Raw genomic sequence first — 18,311 nt, 5'->3', positions numbered from 1 at the left:
AATGATTGAAAAGGCTCTGTCAGGCAGTAAATATTACTGGGCCTGGATATGCTTTTTACTGGCGGTAATCCTTGTAGGCGTCGCATGCTACATAAGACAGTATCACTATGGTTTAGGCCTAACCGGTATGAGCCGTGATGTTTCATGGGGTTTTTATATAGCCCAATTCACCTTCTTTGTAGGTGTGGCGGCATCTGCAGTTATGGTTGTATTGCCATACTATTTGCACGATTTTAAGAGATTTGGCAGAATAACAATATTAGGTGAATTTCTGGCGATCCCTTCTGTTATAATGTGTATGCTATTTATTTTTGTTGATATGGGCCAGCCCACACGTATCCTTAACGTAATTCTCCACCCAACCCCTAACTCTGTAATGTTCTGGGACATGATTGTATTAAGCGGTTATCTGATGCTTAACATTGTCGTTGGATGGGTGTCACTAAGCGCACATTACAAATTAGTCCACCCGCCAAAGTGGATAAAACCGCTTGTATTTTTATCCATACCGTGGGCCTTTAGCATTCACACTGTAACGGCTTTTCTGTATGCAGGTTTGCCGGCAAGGCATTTTTGGTTATCAGCAATTATGGCGGTTCGATTCCTCTCTTCAGCATTTGCCAGTGGTCCTGCCTTGTTGGTGCTATTGTGTCTTTTAATTAAAAAAATAACTAAGTTTGATCCGGGAGACAGAGCAATAAAGGGACTTGTAACGATAGTTACTTATGCCTTGATTGTTAGCATATTCTTTGTAGGGTTAGAGCTTTTTACAGCTTTTTATAGCCACATACCGGGTCATATGCAGTCATTCAAGTATCTGTATTTTGGCCTTGAAAGCCACGGAAAATTGATTCCATTGATGTGGTTTTCAACATTGCTAGCCATAACTGCGGTTTTCATGCTGTTGATACCAGCTACACGTACGAATCAGGTAACACTGGTTATTGCTTGCATCTTCGTGCATGTATCACTGTGGATTGACAAAGGGTTTGGTTTTGTTATTGGAGGGTTTGTGCCAAATCCGCTTGAGAAGATTACTGAGTATTGGCCAACGTTAAATGAGTTATTAGTGACTGCAGGCATATGGTCAATAGGGCTGTTGATTTTAACAGCTTTATATAGAATTGCTATAGTAGTAAAGGTTGAACTGGAAGCTTAGATTAAGAGCCCTCTCTCTTTCTGTCCTGACGACTACGGGCAGAAAGGGGAGGGTAGCTTATATCTCATATTACGAAAATACAGCGGCTCATACAAAGCACTGTTGTTTAGTTACCGAGTGTCCTTTCGCCGGTGAGCGACCAAATGTTTATGCTGCGGCTCTTTTAATATTATTACTAAAAGAACAGATTTATTATATAATAGGTATCATGCTGAAAAAGAGTATTCTTGTAGTGGATAATGAGGCGGTGGTATCACTGCATATTAGGAATTTGCTTCAGGGCTGGGGCTATAAGGTTGCAGCCACAGTAAGTACCGGAGTTGATGCCATTGCAATCGTTGAGGAAACACCCCCGGATTTAATTTTGATGGATATTAACATCGAGGGGGATATTGACGGCATAGAGACGTCAAAGCGAATAAGGGAAAAGTACAACATCCCAGTAATTTATCTTACCGCATATGCCGATGAGGCAATACTCAGGCGGGTTGAAAGAACAAACCCCTACGGCTATATCTTAAAACCATTCCATGACAGCGCTCTTTATGCTGCTATAAAGATAGCACTATATAACAACATGGTTGAAAAAGACCATGTGTTTCAGTATCAAATCCAGAGCGTACTAAACACCATCCTGAGAATTTCACTTGAACCGATTTCCCTCACTGAGCAAATGGACAGGATTTTAGAAACAATCATAACTTTGCCATGGTTAAAATTTGAATCTAAGGGGGCAATTTTTCTTGTCAAAGAAAATGCTGAAGTTTTGCAGTTAAAGGTTCAAAAGGGTTTTTCAGAGGAGCTCCTGATAGCCTGTAATGAGGTGCCGTTTGGCAAATGTCTTTGCGGCAGGGCAGCAGCCATCAGTAAGACGGTTTTTGCAGATTGTATAGATGACAGACATGACATTACTTTTGATAAAATGACTCAACACGGGCATTTTTGTGTACCTATAAAACTTGAGGGTAAGCTTCTCGGCATATTTAACCTGTACTTAAAGGATGGACATAAAAAGGCTCATATAGAAGAGGAGTTTTTAACTGCTGTTTCAAACACACTTGCCGGCATTATAGCCAGAAGGGGTGCAGAGGAGGCGTTAGTTAAACTAAAGATACAACACGAACTGATACTAAACTCTGCCGGTGAGGGGATTTACGGGCTTAACAGTAACGGAATGATTTCGTTTTTAAACCCAGCTGCCGCTAAGATGCTCGGATGGACTCCGGGGGAGCTGCTTGGAAAGCACAACCACAGCATCATTCACCATAATTACCCTGACTTCTCAAACTGTACCGATAGCGATTGCCACATTCATAAGACTTTTAAAGACGGAGTCGTTTACCGTGTTAATGATAAAGTGTTTTGGAGAAAGGACGGCTCAAGTTTTCCTGTAGAATATGTGTCAACGCCAATCTTTGATGAAAATCAACAATTAGTTGGTGCTGTTGTCGTCTTTAATGATACTTCTGAGCGAAAAGAGGCTGAGGAAAAACAGATACGCCTTCTTGAGGAGCTAAAACAAACAAACTATATGCTAAAACTCAGTACCGAGAAAATTATACAGTCGGAAAAAATGGCAGCCCTTGGACAGCTTGTCTCAGGGGTGGCGCATGAGATAAATACCCCTATCGGTTCCAGCGTCCTCTCAGCCTCACACCTGCAGGAAAAAACCCGTGAGGTTCATCAATTATTTCATGGCAACAAGCTCTCAAAGTCTAAAATAGAGCAGTATTTTGATGTAGCTTTAGAGGACAGTGATATTATCGTTAAAAATCTTCTGCGTTCCTCCGCTATGGTAAAGAGTTTTAAGATGGTGTCAGGCGACCAGACAAGCCACCAGAGGCGCATATTTAAACTTAAGGAGTACGTGGAGGAGATTATCATGAGTTTAAAACCTATGATCAAAAAAACTCCACATAAGATACACATTCATTGCGACAGAGAGATAGAGCTGGATAACTATCCCGGAGCTATCGCTCAGATAATGACCAATCTTATAATGAATTCGTTTATACATGCGTTTAACGAGGATTTTAATGGAACAATCAACATTAGCATTATAGAAAACTTCAATAACGTGGTCTTAATGTTTAAAGACAATGGTAAAGGGATTCCGGAGGGTACTCTGGGTAAAATCTTTGATCCCTTTTTTACAACTAACCGTAAGGGCGGTAACAGCGGGCTTGGTTTGCATATTGTTTATAATATAGTTGCACAGACGCTGAAAGGCGATATATACTGTGAGAGTGTGGAGGGTGATGGAACCACTTTTGTTATTACTATACCGAAGGAGGTCTCCTGACTTATTGTGCCGCCGCCGCGGCTTAATTAAAGAGAATTGATTATGAAAGACACAGAAGATGCATATTCGTTTTTTGAGGAGGATGACAGAGCCGGAGAGGCTGGCACTGTCAGAGATTTCTGGAAAGTGTTAGTTGTAGATGATGACGCTGAGCTTCAGAGGGCTACAAAGTCGGCGCTTGCAGGTTTTGTTTTTCAGGACAAGGAGTTAGAACTTCTGTTTGCATTTTCTGCTGCTCAGGCAAAGTTGATTCTATGCGATAACGCAGACACAGCTGTTATACTTCTTGATGTGGTCATGGAGGATGATCTTGCAGGCTTAAATCTTGTTAAGTACATCAGGGATGAGTTAAAAAATCGTTACGTAAGGATTTTGTTAAGAACCGGGCAGCCCGGTATTGCTCCTGAAAAGTCAGTAATCGTTGATTATGATATTAACGGATTTTTGGAAAAGAGCGATCTAACCATACAAAAGTTATATACAGCGCTTATTACCTGCCTGCGCTCTTACAGAGACATCATGGATTTAGAGAAAGCTGGCAAGGCGCTTGCCGAGGAATTTCAAAAACGGCTTGAGGCAGAAAAAATAGCCGCTCAACAGGCACAACAGGCAGCAATGGGACTTGCAATATCGCAGATAATGCACGGTGCCAAGAACATTCTTAATGCACTTAAAGGCGGCAAATACTTAATAGATTCTGCACTGAAAAGCAATAATGTGGATTTGGTAAAACAGGGCTGGGATATAACGAAAATTGGTATTTCCAGAATGGAAACTCTTACGTCCGATCTGCTTAGTCTGTCCCGGTTTAATAAGCTTCAGTTAAAGCCTGGCTCACTAAACACACTGATAAATGAAATTGTCAAATCTTATGAAGTCAAGCACACTTCTACAGAGAGCAAACCTGTTGAGATAACTGCTGAAACTGATGAAACACTGCCCGATGTGTTGTTTGATCAATATGCTCTTCACACTGCCGTCCTGAATCTGCTTTCTAATGCCGTGGATGCTTGTAAAGATAAGATATTCACAGCAGATGACTGTGAATTTGGACGGGTGGCTGTGCGCACTCATTTTACAGGCGAGAGCTGTGCCGTCATAGAGGTGGAGGACAACGGATGCGGTATTAAACAAGAGGATATCGCACGCATATATAACCTGTTTTACTCTACAAAACACTCAAGGGGTAACGGACTTGGGCTTTCAATAACAAAGAAAATAATAAAAGAACATGGCGGAAAACTGGATGTATATTCAGAGATAGGAAAAGGTACAACGTTTCAAATAAAGCTCCCGCTTGCTAAAAAGGAGCTTTTAAGCAAATTAGTTTAAATATTAAATTAAAAAAAATTAGACAAAAGGAGGAGTGTTATGAGTAAACGAGTGTTGGTAGTGGATGATGACGAGGCCGCAAGGAAATTCCTTTCTATAGTGTTAGAACAGAACGGGTATTCTGTGCTTTTAGCAGAAAACGGAGAGGTGGGATTTAAAAAGGCAAAAGAAGAAAAGCCGGACATTATTATATTGGATATAATGATGCCACGGAAAAATGGAATAAGTACCCTACAGGATTTAAAAAGCAGAAAAGAATTACGAAACATACCCGTCATCATATTAAGCTCTGCAATGGCTTTTATTGAGCAGGCGCGAAATGAGATAGATAACGAGGATATAATAAAAGAGATGCAGGGGCTATTGGATAGTGTAGATAGTAAGATAGACAAGTTTTTCCTGCGCTTTACATCTTATCGTAAAATGCTGTTATTTGAAAGAGAACGGATGATAGAACAGTTCCGCGATAAAGATGCAAAAATAAAACCATACATATCGCTCCCTGAGCTGTTTTTGGATAAGCCCGTAAACCCTGAGGAACTGTTAGAGGCGGTAAAAGGGCTGCTTGACGAGCTAAAATAGGAAATACAATAGTTTTTCTAAAAATGTAATTTACGTAAGGGGAAGGACAGTGTCCTTCCCCTTCTTTATTTGAAACTAAGCCTTACCGGCGCTTCCTAACACTTTTTCGTTTTTGTACTTTATCATCTTTACCAGTTCGTCTCTGGCCGGTCCCAGGTACTTTCTTGGATCAAACTCTCCAGGTTTTTCGGCAAAAACTTTTCTTATTATTGCAGTAACTGCCAGCCTTCCGTCACTATCTATGTTTATCTTGCAAACGTTTGAGCTAGCTGCTCTTCTTAATTGCTCCTCTGAGACGCCTACTGCGTTATCCATCTTTCCACCATACTTATTTATCATTTCCACGTACTCCTGAATAACTGAGGATGCGCCGTGAAGGACTATCGGAAAACCAGGTATTCTCTTTTGTACCTCCTCTAAAATATCAAAACGAAGAGGCGGTGGCTCCTCACCAGGCTTTACTTTAAACTTGAATGCTCCATGCGATGTTCCAATTGATATAGCAAGACTGTCCACTCCGGTCTTTTTTACAAAATCCTCAACCTCTTCAGGCTTTGTATAGTGGCTGACCTCTGACGACACATCGTCCTCAATACCGGCTAACACGCCAAGCTCTCCCTCTACCGTCACGTTGTTGGCATGGGCATATTCAACAACTTTTTTAGTAAGCGCTACGTTTTCATCATAGGGGTGATGAGAGCCGTCTATCATTACTGAGGAAAAACCAGTATCCACACATGATTTACACAGTTCAAACGTGTCTCCGTGGTCAAGGTGAAGGGCTATTGGGATATTGCCGCCCATATCTTTCATCATCTGTACCGCACCCATTGCCAGATAACGCAAAAGTGTCTGATTGGCATACTTTCTTGCTCCGCTTGATACCTGTACTATAACTGGTGATTTAGACTCAACACATCCAATAACGATGGCTTGAAGCTGCTCAAGATTATTGAAATTATAAGCCGGAATGGCATAGTGTCCTTCCATGGCTTTTTTGAACATCTCTTTGGTGTTAACAAGACCAAGCTCAGTGTACTTTACTGTTCCCATGTTTTCCTCCGTTTATATGTTTTTACAATCTCAAAAGATTGATTATGTTTCTCTGATGATGGTAATTCACATGCAGTCTTTTTGTCAAGTTTAATCATCTTTTAAATAGAATTAGCAAGTAAGAAGTTTAATTACCCGCAAGCTTTTCTACCTCGTTAAGTTTATTTACCTCTCCAAGGGCTATGAGAACATCGCCGGTTTTGATTATGGTTTTATGGGTTGGATTAAACAACATTTCTCCGTCTGAGCGCTTTATGGCTACTATTATAATGCCAAACTTTCTTCCAATTTCTGTCTCTGCAACAGTTCTTTCTACAAACACCGATGTCCCTTTTACCGGAATCTCCTCCATCTGAAGCGCTATGTTACCGCTTAAAGTGGCAAACTCCAAAAAATCCACTACAGCTGGCTTAAGTATAGTTTGCGCTATCTTAAGCCCTCCTATATTGTATGGCGCCACCACTCTGTCAGCCCCTGCCCTGAGAAGCTTCAATTCAGTGCTTTCCTCCACTGCTCTTGCCACTATCTTTAAAGATGGATTTAACACACGCGCTGACAACACTACAAAAAGATTATTCGCATCGGTTGACAACACCGAGACTATTCCCTTTGCTCTCTCTATACCAGCCATCTTTAAAACCTCATCGTGTGTTGCATCTCCGGCTAAAAACAAATAGTCCTCATCCTCATCAGGTTTTGCAATTTCCTGATCTATGACGACAAAAGGCACCCAGCATGACCTTAACTCCTTGCATATTATCCTGCCCATTCTGCCAAAACCGCAGATTATATAGTGATCCTTGATCTCTTTTATCTTTTTTTCCAACTTCCTCCTCCCGAGGATTTTTTGAAACTCCCCTTCAAACAATGCCCGCAAAGCCACGTTGACATTGTAAGCTAATATTCCAACTCCTGAAAAAATTAAAAAAATCGTAAAAGCCCGCCCCTCGTTGCTAAGCGGATGAACTTCCTGAAAACCAATTGTTGCAAGCGTTATAACCACCATATAAAAAGAATCAAACGCATTCCATCCCTCTACAGCCATGTAACCAAATGTTCCTGTGGTCAGTATCGCAAATAACAGTGATGCCGATATTATAAGCTGCTTTCTTAACTCTCCTGCGGGCTGATGTATCACATTATTGTCTCCGTTTTATAGCAAGCAGCAGCCAAAAGCTGCCAAAAACCAGGGGTTAGGGGGATATGGGTGGATTTAAGGGAGGGCAGTGCCCTCCCTTAATATATTATGTTTCTAACACCGGTTCATCATGCACATCCACCTCTTCCTGTTGCACTTCCAGTTCCTTCTTTATTTCATCCGATTCGCGCTTTACGTACGTGTTTCTGTACTTTTCCATACCAGTGCCGCACGGGATTATTTTGCCCATGATGACATTTTCCTTTAGGCCACGTAACTCATCCACTCCGCCGCTAAGGGCCGCGTCTGTGAGCACCCGTGTGGTTTCCTGAAACGATGCTGCAGATACCCAGCTGTAGGTAGTCAGTGAGGCCTTTGTTATGCCAAGAAGCAGAGGCTTACCTATTGCAGGCCTCTTACCGTCAGACATTATTACAGCGTTTAGCTCCTGAAACTCCATCCTGTCCACCTGATCGCCTATCATAAGCTCAGTGTCACCGGGGTCTTCTATGCGCACCTTTCTCATCATCTGCCGGATGATTATCTCTATGTGCTTGTCGTTAATTGAAACACCCTGCAAGCGGTAAACCTTCTGAACCTCATCCACAAGATAGCGCTGAAGCTCTGTAGGACCCAGGATGTCTAAAATATCATGGGGATTTACAGCGCCATCCATAAGAGCCTCGCCGGCTTTTACCCAGTCACCCTCGTGAACCGTCACATGCTTACCCTTTGGGATTGTGTACTCCTTAACCACATCCCCGCCGCGCACTTTAACCATTCGTGAGCCCTTTTGTGTTGATACAAACTCCACAACGCCGTCTATTTCTGAAACAAGAGTGGGCTCTTTTGGTTTACGTGCTTCAAATAATTCGGCAACTCTGGGAAGACCTCCGGTTATGTCCTTTGTCTTAACAGTCTCTCTTGGAATTTTCGCTAAAACATCTCCGGGAGCGACAAGATCGTTTTTTTCTACCAGAATGTTTGACCCTACTGGGAGCATGTAACGCGCTGGTATGCCGCTGGAGAGTTTCAGAGTCGCTTTCCCGTGCTCATCCTTTATCGAAATTCTTGGCCTCAGGTCTAAATGCGTAGGAAAGTCCACTATGAGTTTATGGGAAAGTCCGGTTATTTCGTCAACCTGTTCCTTAACCGTCACACCCTCCTCAACGTCTCCCCACGCAACACGTCCTCCAACCTCAGTCAAAATCGAGGTGGAATACGGGTCCCACTCGGCTATCTTTTGCCCGATCTGTACTTTATCGCCATCCTTTACGAGCAATTTCGCAGCATACACGATGTTGTGTTTTTCCCTCTCACGGCCACTTTCATCCACAACCGCTATAAAAGCGTTGCGGTTCATTACCACGTGCAATCCGTCACGGTTTATGACAGAGTTAACATCAACAAACTTGACTGTCCCCGAGTGCTTAACGCTAAGGACTGCCTGCTCAATTATCTTTGTAGCAGCACCACCGATGTGGAAGGTTCTCATGGTAAGCTGCGTTCCTGGCTCTCCGATAGACTGTGCCGCTATGATTCCCACAGCCTCGGCCATTTGAATCCGCTCGTTTCTTGCCAAATCCCTGCCATAGCAGTTCATACAGATACCAAAGCGTGTCTGGCAGGTCAGCACGGAACGAATCTTGACCCTGTCTATACCGGCCTCAACTATTCGTATAACCATCTCTTCATCTATGTCGCCGTTTCGTGGCAGAATAATCTCCTTAGTTACAGGGTCACGGATGTCCTCAGCAGAGATTCTCCCAAGCAGTCTTTCCTCAAGGGGCTGTATTATCTCACCGCCTTCGATAAGGGCAGTTATCATAATTCCGTCATCAGTGCCGCAGTCCTCCTCGGTAATTATCACATCCTGGGCCACATCGACCAGTCTCCTTGTAAGATAACCGGAGTTGGCGGTTTTTAGAGCCGTATCGGCTAATCCCTTACGAGCGCCGTGGGTTGAGATAAAGTACTGAAGCGGAGAGAGCCCCTCACGGAAATTGGCTGTAATCGGAGTTTCTATGATCTCTCCCGATGGCTTTGCCATAAGGCCTCTCATACCGGCAAGCTGGCGGATCTGTGCCGCAGAGCCTCTGGCTCCTGAGTCAGCCATCATAAAGACGCTGTTAAAGGCCCGGCTTTTTTCGATTTCCTCCGGTGTGAATGTTTTGCCCTCCTCAGCTCCCAACTCTGCCATCATAACCTCAGCCACTTTCTCTGTTACATTTGCCCATATATCTATAACCTTGTTGTACCGCTCGCCCTGAGTTATAAGACCATCAGAGTACTGTTTATATACCTCCATGACTTCTTTCTCAGCGCCTTTGAGTATTTCTGGCTTTTTCGACGGCACGTGCATATCTGAGATACAGATGGAAATTCCGGACCTTGTCGCATACTCAAAGCCAAGTCTCTTTAGTTCATCAAGAAACAACACGGTCTTTCTCTTCCCAGCGTACTTATGAGCATAGTCTATTACCTTTTGCACCTCTTTTTTGGTAAGCACCCGGTTGATTTCCTGAAATGGCACCTCAGCAGGAACTATCTCATAAAACAGCACTCTGCCAACCGTTGTTGATATCTTTTCCCCGTTTATATAAACTGTTATCTTTGCATGTTCAGTGACAACTGTGTTGTCATAGGCAATACGCACCTCATCCGGCGAGGAGAATATCTTGCCCTCACCCTTTGCCCCAGCCTTTTCCTTGGTCAGGTAGTAGATGCCCAGTACCATATCCTGGGTGGGAAGCACTATGGGCTTTCCGCTTGCCGGAGAGAGCAGATTGTTTATAGACATCATAAGCACTCTTGCCTCTACCTGTGCCTCAATGGAAAGCGGCACGTGCACTGCCATCTGATCGCCGTCAAAGTCTGCATTATACGATGTACAGACAAGAGGGTGCAGCTTTATAGCTTTTCCCTCTATAAGCACAGGGTCAAAGGCCTGTATGCCAAGCCTGTGCAAGGTCGGCGCCCTGTTTAAAAGAACCGGATGCTCTTTGATAACATCTTCAAGGGCATCCCAGACCTCAGGGCGTTCCATCTCAACAAACTTTTTCGCCTGTTTTATTGTCGTGACATATCCTTTATCCTCAAGTTTGTTGAAAACAAAAGGCTTAAAAAGCTCAAGTGCCATAAGCTTGGGTATTCCGCACTGGTGGAGTTTAAGGTCAGGGCCTACAACGATAACCGAACGCCCGGAGTAATCAACACGTTTACCCAGAAGGTTTTGTCTGAAACGCCCCTGCTTACCCTTTATCATGTCGCTAAGGGATTTAAGGGATCGTTTGGTTGAACCTTTGGGTACCTTAGCCCCTTTTGTGTTATCAAACAGGGAGTCCACCGATTCCTGAAGCATTCGTTTTTCGTTTTTAACTATAACGCTTGGCGCTTTTAGTTCCATTAAACGCTTTAGCCTGTTGTTTCTGTTTATAACCCTGCGGTAGAGGTCATTTAAATCACTGGTGGCGAATCTGCCTCCCTGAAGCGGCACAAGAGGCCTTAAATCAGGGGGAAGTACAGGGATTACGTCAAGAATCATCCACTCCGGCTTGTTGCCGCTGGATATGAAATCCTCAACAATTTTCAGACGCTTAGTGATACGTTTTTTTATCCCAATGGATGTGACCTCATGGATTTTCATCTTAAGTTCGGTATCAAGGGAGACCAACTCCACCTTCTTTAGCAGCTCTTTGATAGCCTCGGCTCCCATACCTGCCTTAAACCTGTTACCAAGCTCCATGCTGTTTTTCTTGTACTCATCCTCTGTGAGAACTTGTTTTTCCTTAAGGGGGGTGTCCCCTGGGTCAATTACCACATAACTTTCAAAGTAGAGGACTTTTTCAAGGTTTTTCATAGTCATATCCAAAAGCAGCCCTATGCGGCTGGGAACACCCTTTAAAAACCATATATGAGCAACCGGAGTACAGAGCTCTATGTGAGCAAGACGTTCTCGCCTTACCTTTGCGTGTATAACCTCGACGCCGCACTTATCGCACACCACGCCGCGATGTTTCATTCTCTTATACTTTCCGCAAATACACTCCCAGTCTTTTACCGGCCCAAAAATTTTGGCACAGAAGAGCCCGTCCTTTTCAGGCTTAAAAGTCCTGTAATTTATTGTCTCAGGTTTTTTGACCTCTCCAAACGACCACTCTCTGATTCTCTCCGGCGAAGCCAGCATTATCCTTACGGCATCAAACTCCTTCTGGCTCTTCGGTTCGTGGTACATACCAAACATAGATTCTGACAAGTTTATCCCCCCTTGTTCTTTTTCTCAAGAAGTTCAACATCAAGACAAAGGCTCTGAAGCTCCTTTATAAGTACGTGGAACGACTCCGGCACTCCCGGGTCAAGGGTGGCATCGCCCTTAACAATTGCCTCGTACATTTTAGCCCTGCCACTGACATCATCGCTTTTAACTGTTAAGTACTCCTGAAGGGTGTAGGAGGCTCCGTACGCTTCAAGAGCCCACACCTCCATTTCACCGAGCCTTTGACCGCCAAACTGTGCCTTGCCGCCCAGAGGCTGTTGAGTCACAAGCGAGTACGGCCCTATGGAACGGGCATGTATCTTGTCCTCTACCAGGTGATGGAGCTTTAACATGTACATATACCCTACCGTAACCGGGCGTTCAAAGGCCTCGCCGGTTTTACCGTCACAGAGGATTGACTGGCCTGTTTCAGAAAGCCCGCCTTTCTTTAACATCTCGCGTATGTCCTCTTCAGTGGCGCCTTCAAAAACTGGAGTTGCCACTTTTATACCAAGAGCGTTTGCGGCCATACCAAGGTGTGTTTCAAGTATCTGGCCAACGTTCATTCTTGAGGGCACACCAAGCGGGTTTAACACCACTTCTACCGGCGTACCATCGGGCAAGTAGGGCATGTCATCCTCAGGAAGCACCATAGCTACAACACCCTTGTTGCCATGCCGCCCTGCCATCTTATCCCCGACCTGTATCTTACGCTTCATAGCAATATAGACCTTTATGAGTTTATTGACTCCGGGGGGCAGTTCGTCTCCCTTTTTCAATCTCTCTATTCGTTCGTCATACCGTACCTGGAGATTTTTCAGGTAGTCTTTAACCTTCTTGTTGAGCTCCTCTATCTCATTAGTGACATGCTCATCGTCAACGCTCAGGCGCACTATCTTCTTATCCCATAACGCTTCCAGCATTTTAGTGTCCAAAATGTCACCGCTCTTACAGATAAACTCTTTGTTTGACTGATCCTTTACATCCTCAAGGACTATCTTACCTTGCAGCAGTTTTCTTACCTTATTGTAGAGCTCCTGACTGACTATCCGGGTCTCCTCTTCAAAATCCCTCTGAAGTCCCCGTATCTCATCATCTTCCAGAGCTTTGGCTCTGGCATCCTTTTTTATTCCGCGCCGTGTAAATACTTTAACATCCACCACTGTGCCCTTAATGCCTGGAGGAACGTAAAGACAGCTTTCCTTAACCTCCTCAGCTTTTTCACCAAATATCGCTCGAAGGAGCTTTTCCTCCGGAGTCAATTGAGTCTCACCCTTGGGGGTTATCTTACCGACCAGAATATCACCGGGTTTTACCTCAGCCCCAACGTAAATGACTCCGCTTTCGTCAAGATTGGCCAGTGAATCTTCACCGACATTAGGAATATCTCTGGTGATTTCCTCAGGGCCAAGCTTTGTGTCTCTTGCCTCGACTTCAAACTCCTCTATGTGCACCGATGTAAAGACATCGTCTTTTACAAGCCGTTCACTTAACAGGATGGCATCCTCAAAATTGTAGCCGCCCCAGGGCATAAATGCAACAAGCACGTTTTTCCCCAGCGCCAGCTCTCCCATATCCGTTGATGGCCCGTCGCCTATCACATCCCCGGCAGTAACCTTTGCACCCACCTCCACTATCGGGCGCTGATTTATACAAGTGGCTTGATTGGAACGTGTGAATTTAACCAAATTATAGATATCCACCCCCCCCTCATCCGCCACCCTTATCACTATTCTGTTAGAATCCAAACTTTCCACAGTTCCCGACCGCCGTGCCGTAATGCAAGCTCCTGAGTCCCTTGCCGCAACAAACTCCATACCGGTTCCCACAATTGGAGACTCCGTATAGGTCAGGGGGACTGCCTGTCTTTGCATGTTAGAGCCCATAAGAGCACGGTTAGCGTCATCGTTTTCCAGAAACGGTATCAGTGAGGCTGAAACACCCACTATCTGTTTTGGGGAGACATCCATGTAGCTAATCTCTGCAGGGGTGAATATTTTTAAGTCGCCCGCGATTCTTGCCGAAATCGCCTCTCCTATCAGATGCCCGTCCTTATCAAAAGGAGATGTCGCCTCTGCTATTACAAATTTCTCACCCTCTATGGCGGAAAGAAACAAAATCTCTCCTGTCACTCTGCCGTTAACCACCTTTCTGTAGGGGGCTTCAAGAAATCCGTACTCGTTAATACGGGCATAGCTGGCCAGTGAGACAATTAACCCGATGTTTGGGCCCTCAGGGGTCTCAATCGGGCAGATTCTGCCGTAGTGGGTTGGATGAACGTCTCTAACTTCAAATCCAACGCGCTCACGGGTAAGTCCTCCAGGGCCAAGAGCCGATAGCCTTCTTTTATGGGTTATTTCAGAAAGCGGATTGGTCTGGTCCATAAACTGGCTCAACTGGCTTGAGCCAAAGAACTCCTTAACCGCTGCCATCACGGGTTTTGCGTTTATGATGTCATGAGGCATTATATCTTTTATGTCTATGATCATCATTTTTTCCTTAATGGCGCGTTCCATCCGTATCAGTCCTATGCGGAACTGGTTTTCAAGCAGCTCGCCCACGCTTCTTACCCGCCGGTTGCCGAGATGGTCAATGTCATCCACCTCGCCCTGGCCGGTTCTTAGCGCAAGCAGGTACTTTATGATTTCAATAATGTCGTTATCGGTAAGAACCGTGTTATCCATGGGGGTGTCAAGACCAAGCCGTTTATTGACCTTAAGCCTGCCTACCGGGGAAAGGTCATAGCGTTTTTCGTCAAAAAACAAACCGGCAAACAGTGCTTTAGATGCCTCAAGAGTAGGAGGCTCACCGGGTCTCATCTTTTTGTATATCTCTATTAGGGCATCCTCTTTGGTGTTTATCTTATCCATCAAAAGGGTATCCCTCAGTGAGGACAGGTAGCGGACATTATCAATGAAAAGCAAATCAAGAGTTTCTATCGGCAGAGAAAGAATTTTGTTAAGATTGTCCTCTGTGATAACCTCATTACCCTCCACGATGATTTCACCAGTTTCAGGGTCAACCACGTCGTTTAGGCTGTAGCGCCCTATGACCTCATCCCTTAGAATCGGGATCTCCTCAATTCCAGCGTTTTGAAGGCGTTTGATGGCTGCTTTTGTGATTTTTGCACCCTCTTTTACAAGCAGTGTGCCTTTGCTCTTAGGGTCTAAAATAGTAGTGCTTGCCTTGTTGCCAGAGAGTATTGAAGACACTTTACGGCTGAATTCATTTCTGCCAAGTATCTTTATCGTCTCTATCGGATAGAATATCTTTAGCAGGTCTTCATTCTTATAACCCAGTGCCTTTAGCACAATGGTTGCCGGCAGCTTCTTTCTTCTGTCAATACGAACGTATAGAATGTCTTTAGTGTCAAACTCAAAGTCCAGCCATGAACCTCTGGAGGGAATAACCCTTGCGGTGTAGAGTAGCCGGCCACTTGTGTGGGTTTTTGTTTTGTCAGTGTTAAAAAACACTCCTGGTGAACGGTGAAGCTGACTTACAATGACACGTTCTATCCCGTTTATTACAAATGAGCCAGTGTCAGTCATAAGGGGAATCTCCCCTATATAGACCTCCTCTTCACGGGACTCTTTAAGCATTTTCTTGTCGTCTTCTACCTTTTTGCCATCCTCCGGGGTTTCCCACAGATTCAGCCTGACCCGGATTTTTATCGGCGCTGAATAGGTAAGTCCCTTATGGACACACTCCCTGACCCTGTACTTCGGCTCAAGAAGATAGTAGCCCAGATACTCAACAGAGGCGGTCTCGTTGTAATCTACAATGGGAAAGACGCTTCTAAAAGCAGACTCCAGCCCTGCATTTTTTCTCAGTTCATGCGTTAGCTCTTTCTGTAAAAATACCTCATACGATCTTCTCTGTATTTCTATTAAATAGGGTACATCAAGTACCCTGGCAACCTTACCCAGGTTAACCCTTTCTTGTCTTTGTGCCCTTGCCATGTTACTCCTTAAGTTTTTTTATCGGGGCTTTTAATCCTTCAGTTGTGAGGAAAAAGCCTGTATTTTATGTAGGATATAACAGCCAATGGGAATATTCGCTACTTGATTTCTACTTTAGCTCCCTGCTCCTCTACTTTGGCCTTGATGTTTTCAGCCTCTTCTTTGGACACTCCGGTTTTTATTTCCTTAGGAGCTGTATCAACAAGCTCTTTTGCCTCTTTAAGCCCAAGACCGGTAAGCTCTCTTACCACTTTTATTACCTGAATCTTCTTGTCGCCAACCGAGGCCAGTATTGCGTCAAAGCTGGTCTTTTCCTCAACCGGAGCTGCCTCTGCCGCTGCCGGGGCTGCCGCTACTGCTACCGCAGCCTGTGCCGTTACACCGTATCTTTCCTCAAACTCCTTGATAAATTCCGACATCTGAAGGATTGTCATATTGTCAAAAAACTCAAACACCTGCTCTTTTGTTACTGAAGCCATCTTAATTTTGCCTCCTCAAAGGAATATTTTTCAGAGATAATCATAGTCTCCGTTTTAATTTGTTTTTTTGTCTTTTAGCGCATTTAGCGCGTTAACCATTCTACTTACTGTTGCATCAAGAAGAGATGCCATTTTAGTTGCGGGCGCAGACATGCAACCTGCCACCTGAGAAAGTAATACCTCGCGGGGTGGAAGCTCCGATATCTTCTTTAAATCCTTTGCGTCAAAAACCCGCCCCTCAACAAAACCGTTTAAGACCTTAAACTTGTCGTTACCCTTAGCGTACTCAAACACCCGCTTTGAGACCGATATTGGATCATCGTAGCCAATAGCCAACCCAACAGGGCCGGTAAAAATGCTCTTAGTGCTTTCAATGGCCGTTCCCTCGCAGGCTAATTTGGCAAGAGTGTTTTTAACCACCTTGTACTCAATATTGCTCTTTCGTAAATTAACCCGTAAGTCCGATAGATCAGCCACAGTCATCCCAGTGTAGTTTGTAAACACAACGGACTTTGAGCGGCTGAATTTGTCCTTTAATTCGGACACTACCACTTCTTTTTCCTGTTTGTTCATATCAGTTCCTTCTTTTTAAAAGAATTTACAGCAGGAGACTTTGGCTGGAACACACACATTGGCCCTATCGGGCACCTGTGAGGGCTTTTTGACCATCCAGTCTCAACAGGCAGGATATATTCATCCCATTAAACAGCGCAGTACCTGTCGTCTCCGACCGTTTTAAACTCAAATTCTTGTTAATGTTACGGAGTTGAAATCCACCTTTAGACCCGGGCCCATCGTAGAGGTAACCACGAGCCTTTTTAAATATTTCCCTTTGCTTGTCTGAGGCTTTGCCTTAATGACAGAGTCAACTGCCGTTTTGATATTTTCCACAAGAGATGTCGTGCTGAAGGAGAGTTTTCCTACCGGCATATGAATAATGCCCGCTTTCTCCACTCTGTAGTCAACCTTACCAGCCTTTATCTCTTTAACGGCCTTGGCTACGTCAAAAGTCACACTGCCGGATTTTGGGTTAGGCATAAGCCCGCGCGGGCCAAGCAGCTTACCAAGCTTACCGACAGCTCCCATAACATCCGGAGTTGCCACAGCTTTATCAAAATCAAGCCATCCCTTCTGAATCTTTTCAATCATGTCCTCAGCCCCTACAAAATCAGCACCGGCATCGGTTGCCTCTTTTTGCTTTTCACCCTTAGCAAACACAAGCACTTTCACTGTTTTCCCTGTTCCATGCGGAAGCACCACAAAGCCTCTGACCATTTGGTCGCTTTTTCTAGGATCAACCCCAAGGTTCAGGGCAATATCCACCGTTTCGTCAAACTTAACATACTTAAGCGACTTAAGGGCCTCTATGGCATCCTCAAGCGTGAGCTCTTTGGGCTCCACCTTACTTTTTACTAACTCGTACTTCTTACCCATCAGTAGTCCTCCTAAAGAACCCTTATACCAAGCAGCATTCTATCGCCTAACTTCGTTGGCATCCTCAAAAGCTCCTCAACGTCTCCCCTAAAGGGGAATCCCCTGTAAGGGGAGGCGTCGCTTTCTCCTTGCCGCCTCGTTATGCTTCTGACTGCTACATGGCGTTATCCTATGATATCAACACCCATGCTGCGGGCTGTGCCGCTTATAATCCTAACGCCCTCCTCCACTCCATAGGCATTTAGGTCGGGCATCTTGGTCTTTGCAATCTCCCTGACCTGCTCCATAGTAATTTTGCCTACCTTTTCTTTGTTGGGAACGCTTGAGCCTTTGATGATACCGGCAGCTTTTTTCACAAGCTCTGAGGCAGGGGGTGTTTTTGTTATAAATGTAAAGGTTCTGTCTTTGTATATGGTCAGGACAACGGGGACAATAGTTTCCCCCATAGTCTGAGTTTTAGCGTTAAACTGCTTACAGAAATCCATTATGTTAACCCCATGCGGGCCTAGTGCTGGCCCTATGGGCGGCGCCGGGTTCGCCTTACCAGCATTTATCTGGATTTTCACCATTGCTTTTACTTCTTTTGCCATATATTGTTACTCCTCCTCGGTTATCTTT

The 18,311-nt window shown here is 44.6% G+C and carries 12 protein-coding genes; 4 read left to right on the top strand and 8 right to left on the bottom strand.

The features are described from left to right. Position 1 precedes the first annotated feature (1 nt). The 4 genes from nrfD to HQK88_00425 all read left to right on the top strand — a co-directional run bounded on the left by nrfD (position 2) and on the right by HQK88_00425 (position 5,375). On the top strand, positions 2-1,159 hold the full coding sequence (gene nrfD, locus HQK88_00440) for a polysulfide reductase NrfD (protein MBF0615262.1): 1,158 nt from the start codon (positions 2-4) through the stop codon (positions 1,157-1,159). A 208-nt stretch (positions 1,160-1,367) separates the two neighbouring features. Continuing rightward, entirely contained in the window at positions 1,368-3,461 is a 2,094-nt protein-coding gene (locus HQK88_00435; GenBank protein ID MBF0615261.1) for a response regulator, read from the top strand. A gap of 42 nt (positions 3,462-3,503) precedes the next feature. Continuing rightward, a complete protein-coding gene (locus HQK88_00430; GenBank protein ID MBF0615260.1) occupies positions 3,504-4,793 on the top strand; it encodes a response regulator in 1,290 nt (429 codons plus the stop codon). Positions 4,794-4,832: 39 nt separating this feature from the next. Beyond that, the gene (locus HQK88_00425; GenBank protein ID MBF0615259.1) at positions 4,833-5,375 is read left to right on the top strand and encodes a response regulator; all 543 of its coding nucleotides are present in this window, start codon (positions 4,833-4,835) and stop codon (positions 5,373-5,375) included. Between the two features lie 75 nt (positions 5,376-5,450). On the opposite strand, the gene HQK88_00420 is transcribed toward HQK88_00425, so the two are convergent. The 8 genes from HQK88_00420 to rplK form a co-directional block, all read right to left on the bottom strand. Next, positions 5,451-6,428 carry a class II fructose-1,6-bisphosphate aldolase gene (locus HQK88_00420; GenBank protein ID MBF0615258.1) on the bottom strand — a complete coding sequence of 326 codons (978 nt, stop codon included), beginning with the start codon at positions 6,426-6,428 and terminating at the stop codon, positions 5,451-5,453. Between the two features lie 127 nt (positions 6,429-6,555). Beyond that, positions 6,556-7,473 carry a potassium channel protein gene (locus tag HQK88_00415; protein ID MBF0615257.1) on the bottom strand — a complete coding sequence of 306 codons (918 nt, stop codon included), beginning with the start codon at positions 7,471-7,473 and terminating at the stop codon, positions 6,556-6,558. A gap of 199 nt (positions 7,474-7,672) precedes the next feature. Further along, the gene (gene rpoC / locus HQK88_00410) at positions 7,673-11,809 is read right to left on the bottom strand and encodes a DNA-directed RNA polymerase subunit beta' (protein MBF0615256.1); all 4,137 of its coding nucleotides are present in this window, start codon (positions 11,807-11,809) and stop codon (positions 7,673-7,675) included. A 14-nt stretch (positions 11,810-11,823) separates the two neighbouring features. Then, positions 11,824-15,780: a DNA-directed RNA polymerase subunit beta gene (gene rpoB / locus HQK88_00405; GenBank protein ID MBF0615255.1), complete on the bottom strand. Its 3,957-nt coding sequence runs from the start codon at positions 15,778-15,780 to the stop codon at positions 11,824-11,826. Between the two features lie 98 nt (positions 15,781-15,878). Beyond that, entirely contained in the window at positions 15,879-16,259 is a 381-nt protein-coding gene (gene rplL / locus HQK88_00400; GenBank protein MBF0615254.1) for a 50S ribosomal protein L7/L12, read from the bottom strand. Between the two features lie 54 nt (positions 16,260-16,313). Continuing rightward, positions 16,314-16,832 (bottom strand): 50S ribosomal protein L10, encoded by a 519-nt coding sequence (gene rplJ, locus HQK88_00395; protein ID MBF0615253.1) that lies wholly within the window; start codon positions 16,830-16,832, stop codon positions 16,314-16,316. A 168-nt stretch (positions 16,833-17,000) separates the two neighbouring features. Then, positions 17,001-17,693, bottom strand: a complete 693-nt coding sequence (locus HQK88_00390; GenBank protein ID MBF0615252.1) for a 50S ribosomal protein L1 — start codon at positions 17,691-17,693, stop codon at positions 17,001-17,003. A gap of 164 nt (positions 17,694-17,857) precedes the next feature. Then, positions 17,858-18,283: a 50S ribosomal protein L11 gene (rplK, locus tag HQK88_00385; protein ID MBF0615251.1), complete on the bottom strand. Its 426-nt coding sequence runs from the start codon at positions 18,281-18,283 to the stop codon at positions 17,858-17,860. Between the last annotated feature and the right edge of the window lie 28 nt (positions 18,284-18,311).

The organism is Nitrospirota bacterium, from assembly GCA_015233895.1.
GTDB lineage: Bacteria > Nitrospirota > Thermodesulfovibrionia > Thermodesulfovibrionales > Magnetobacteriaceae > Magnetomonas.
This window is presented reverse-complemented; position numbering and strand designations above follow the sequence as displayed.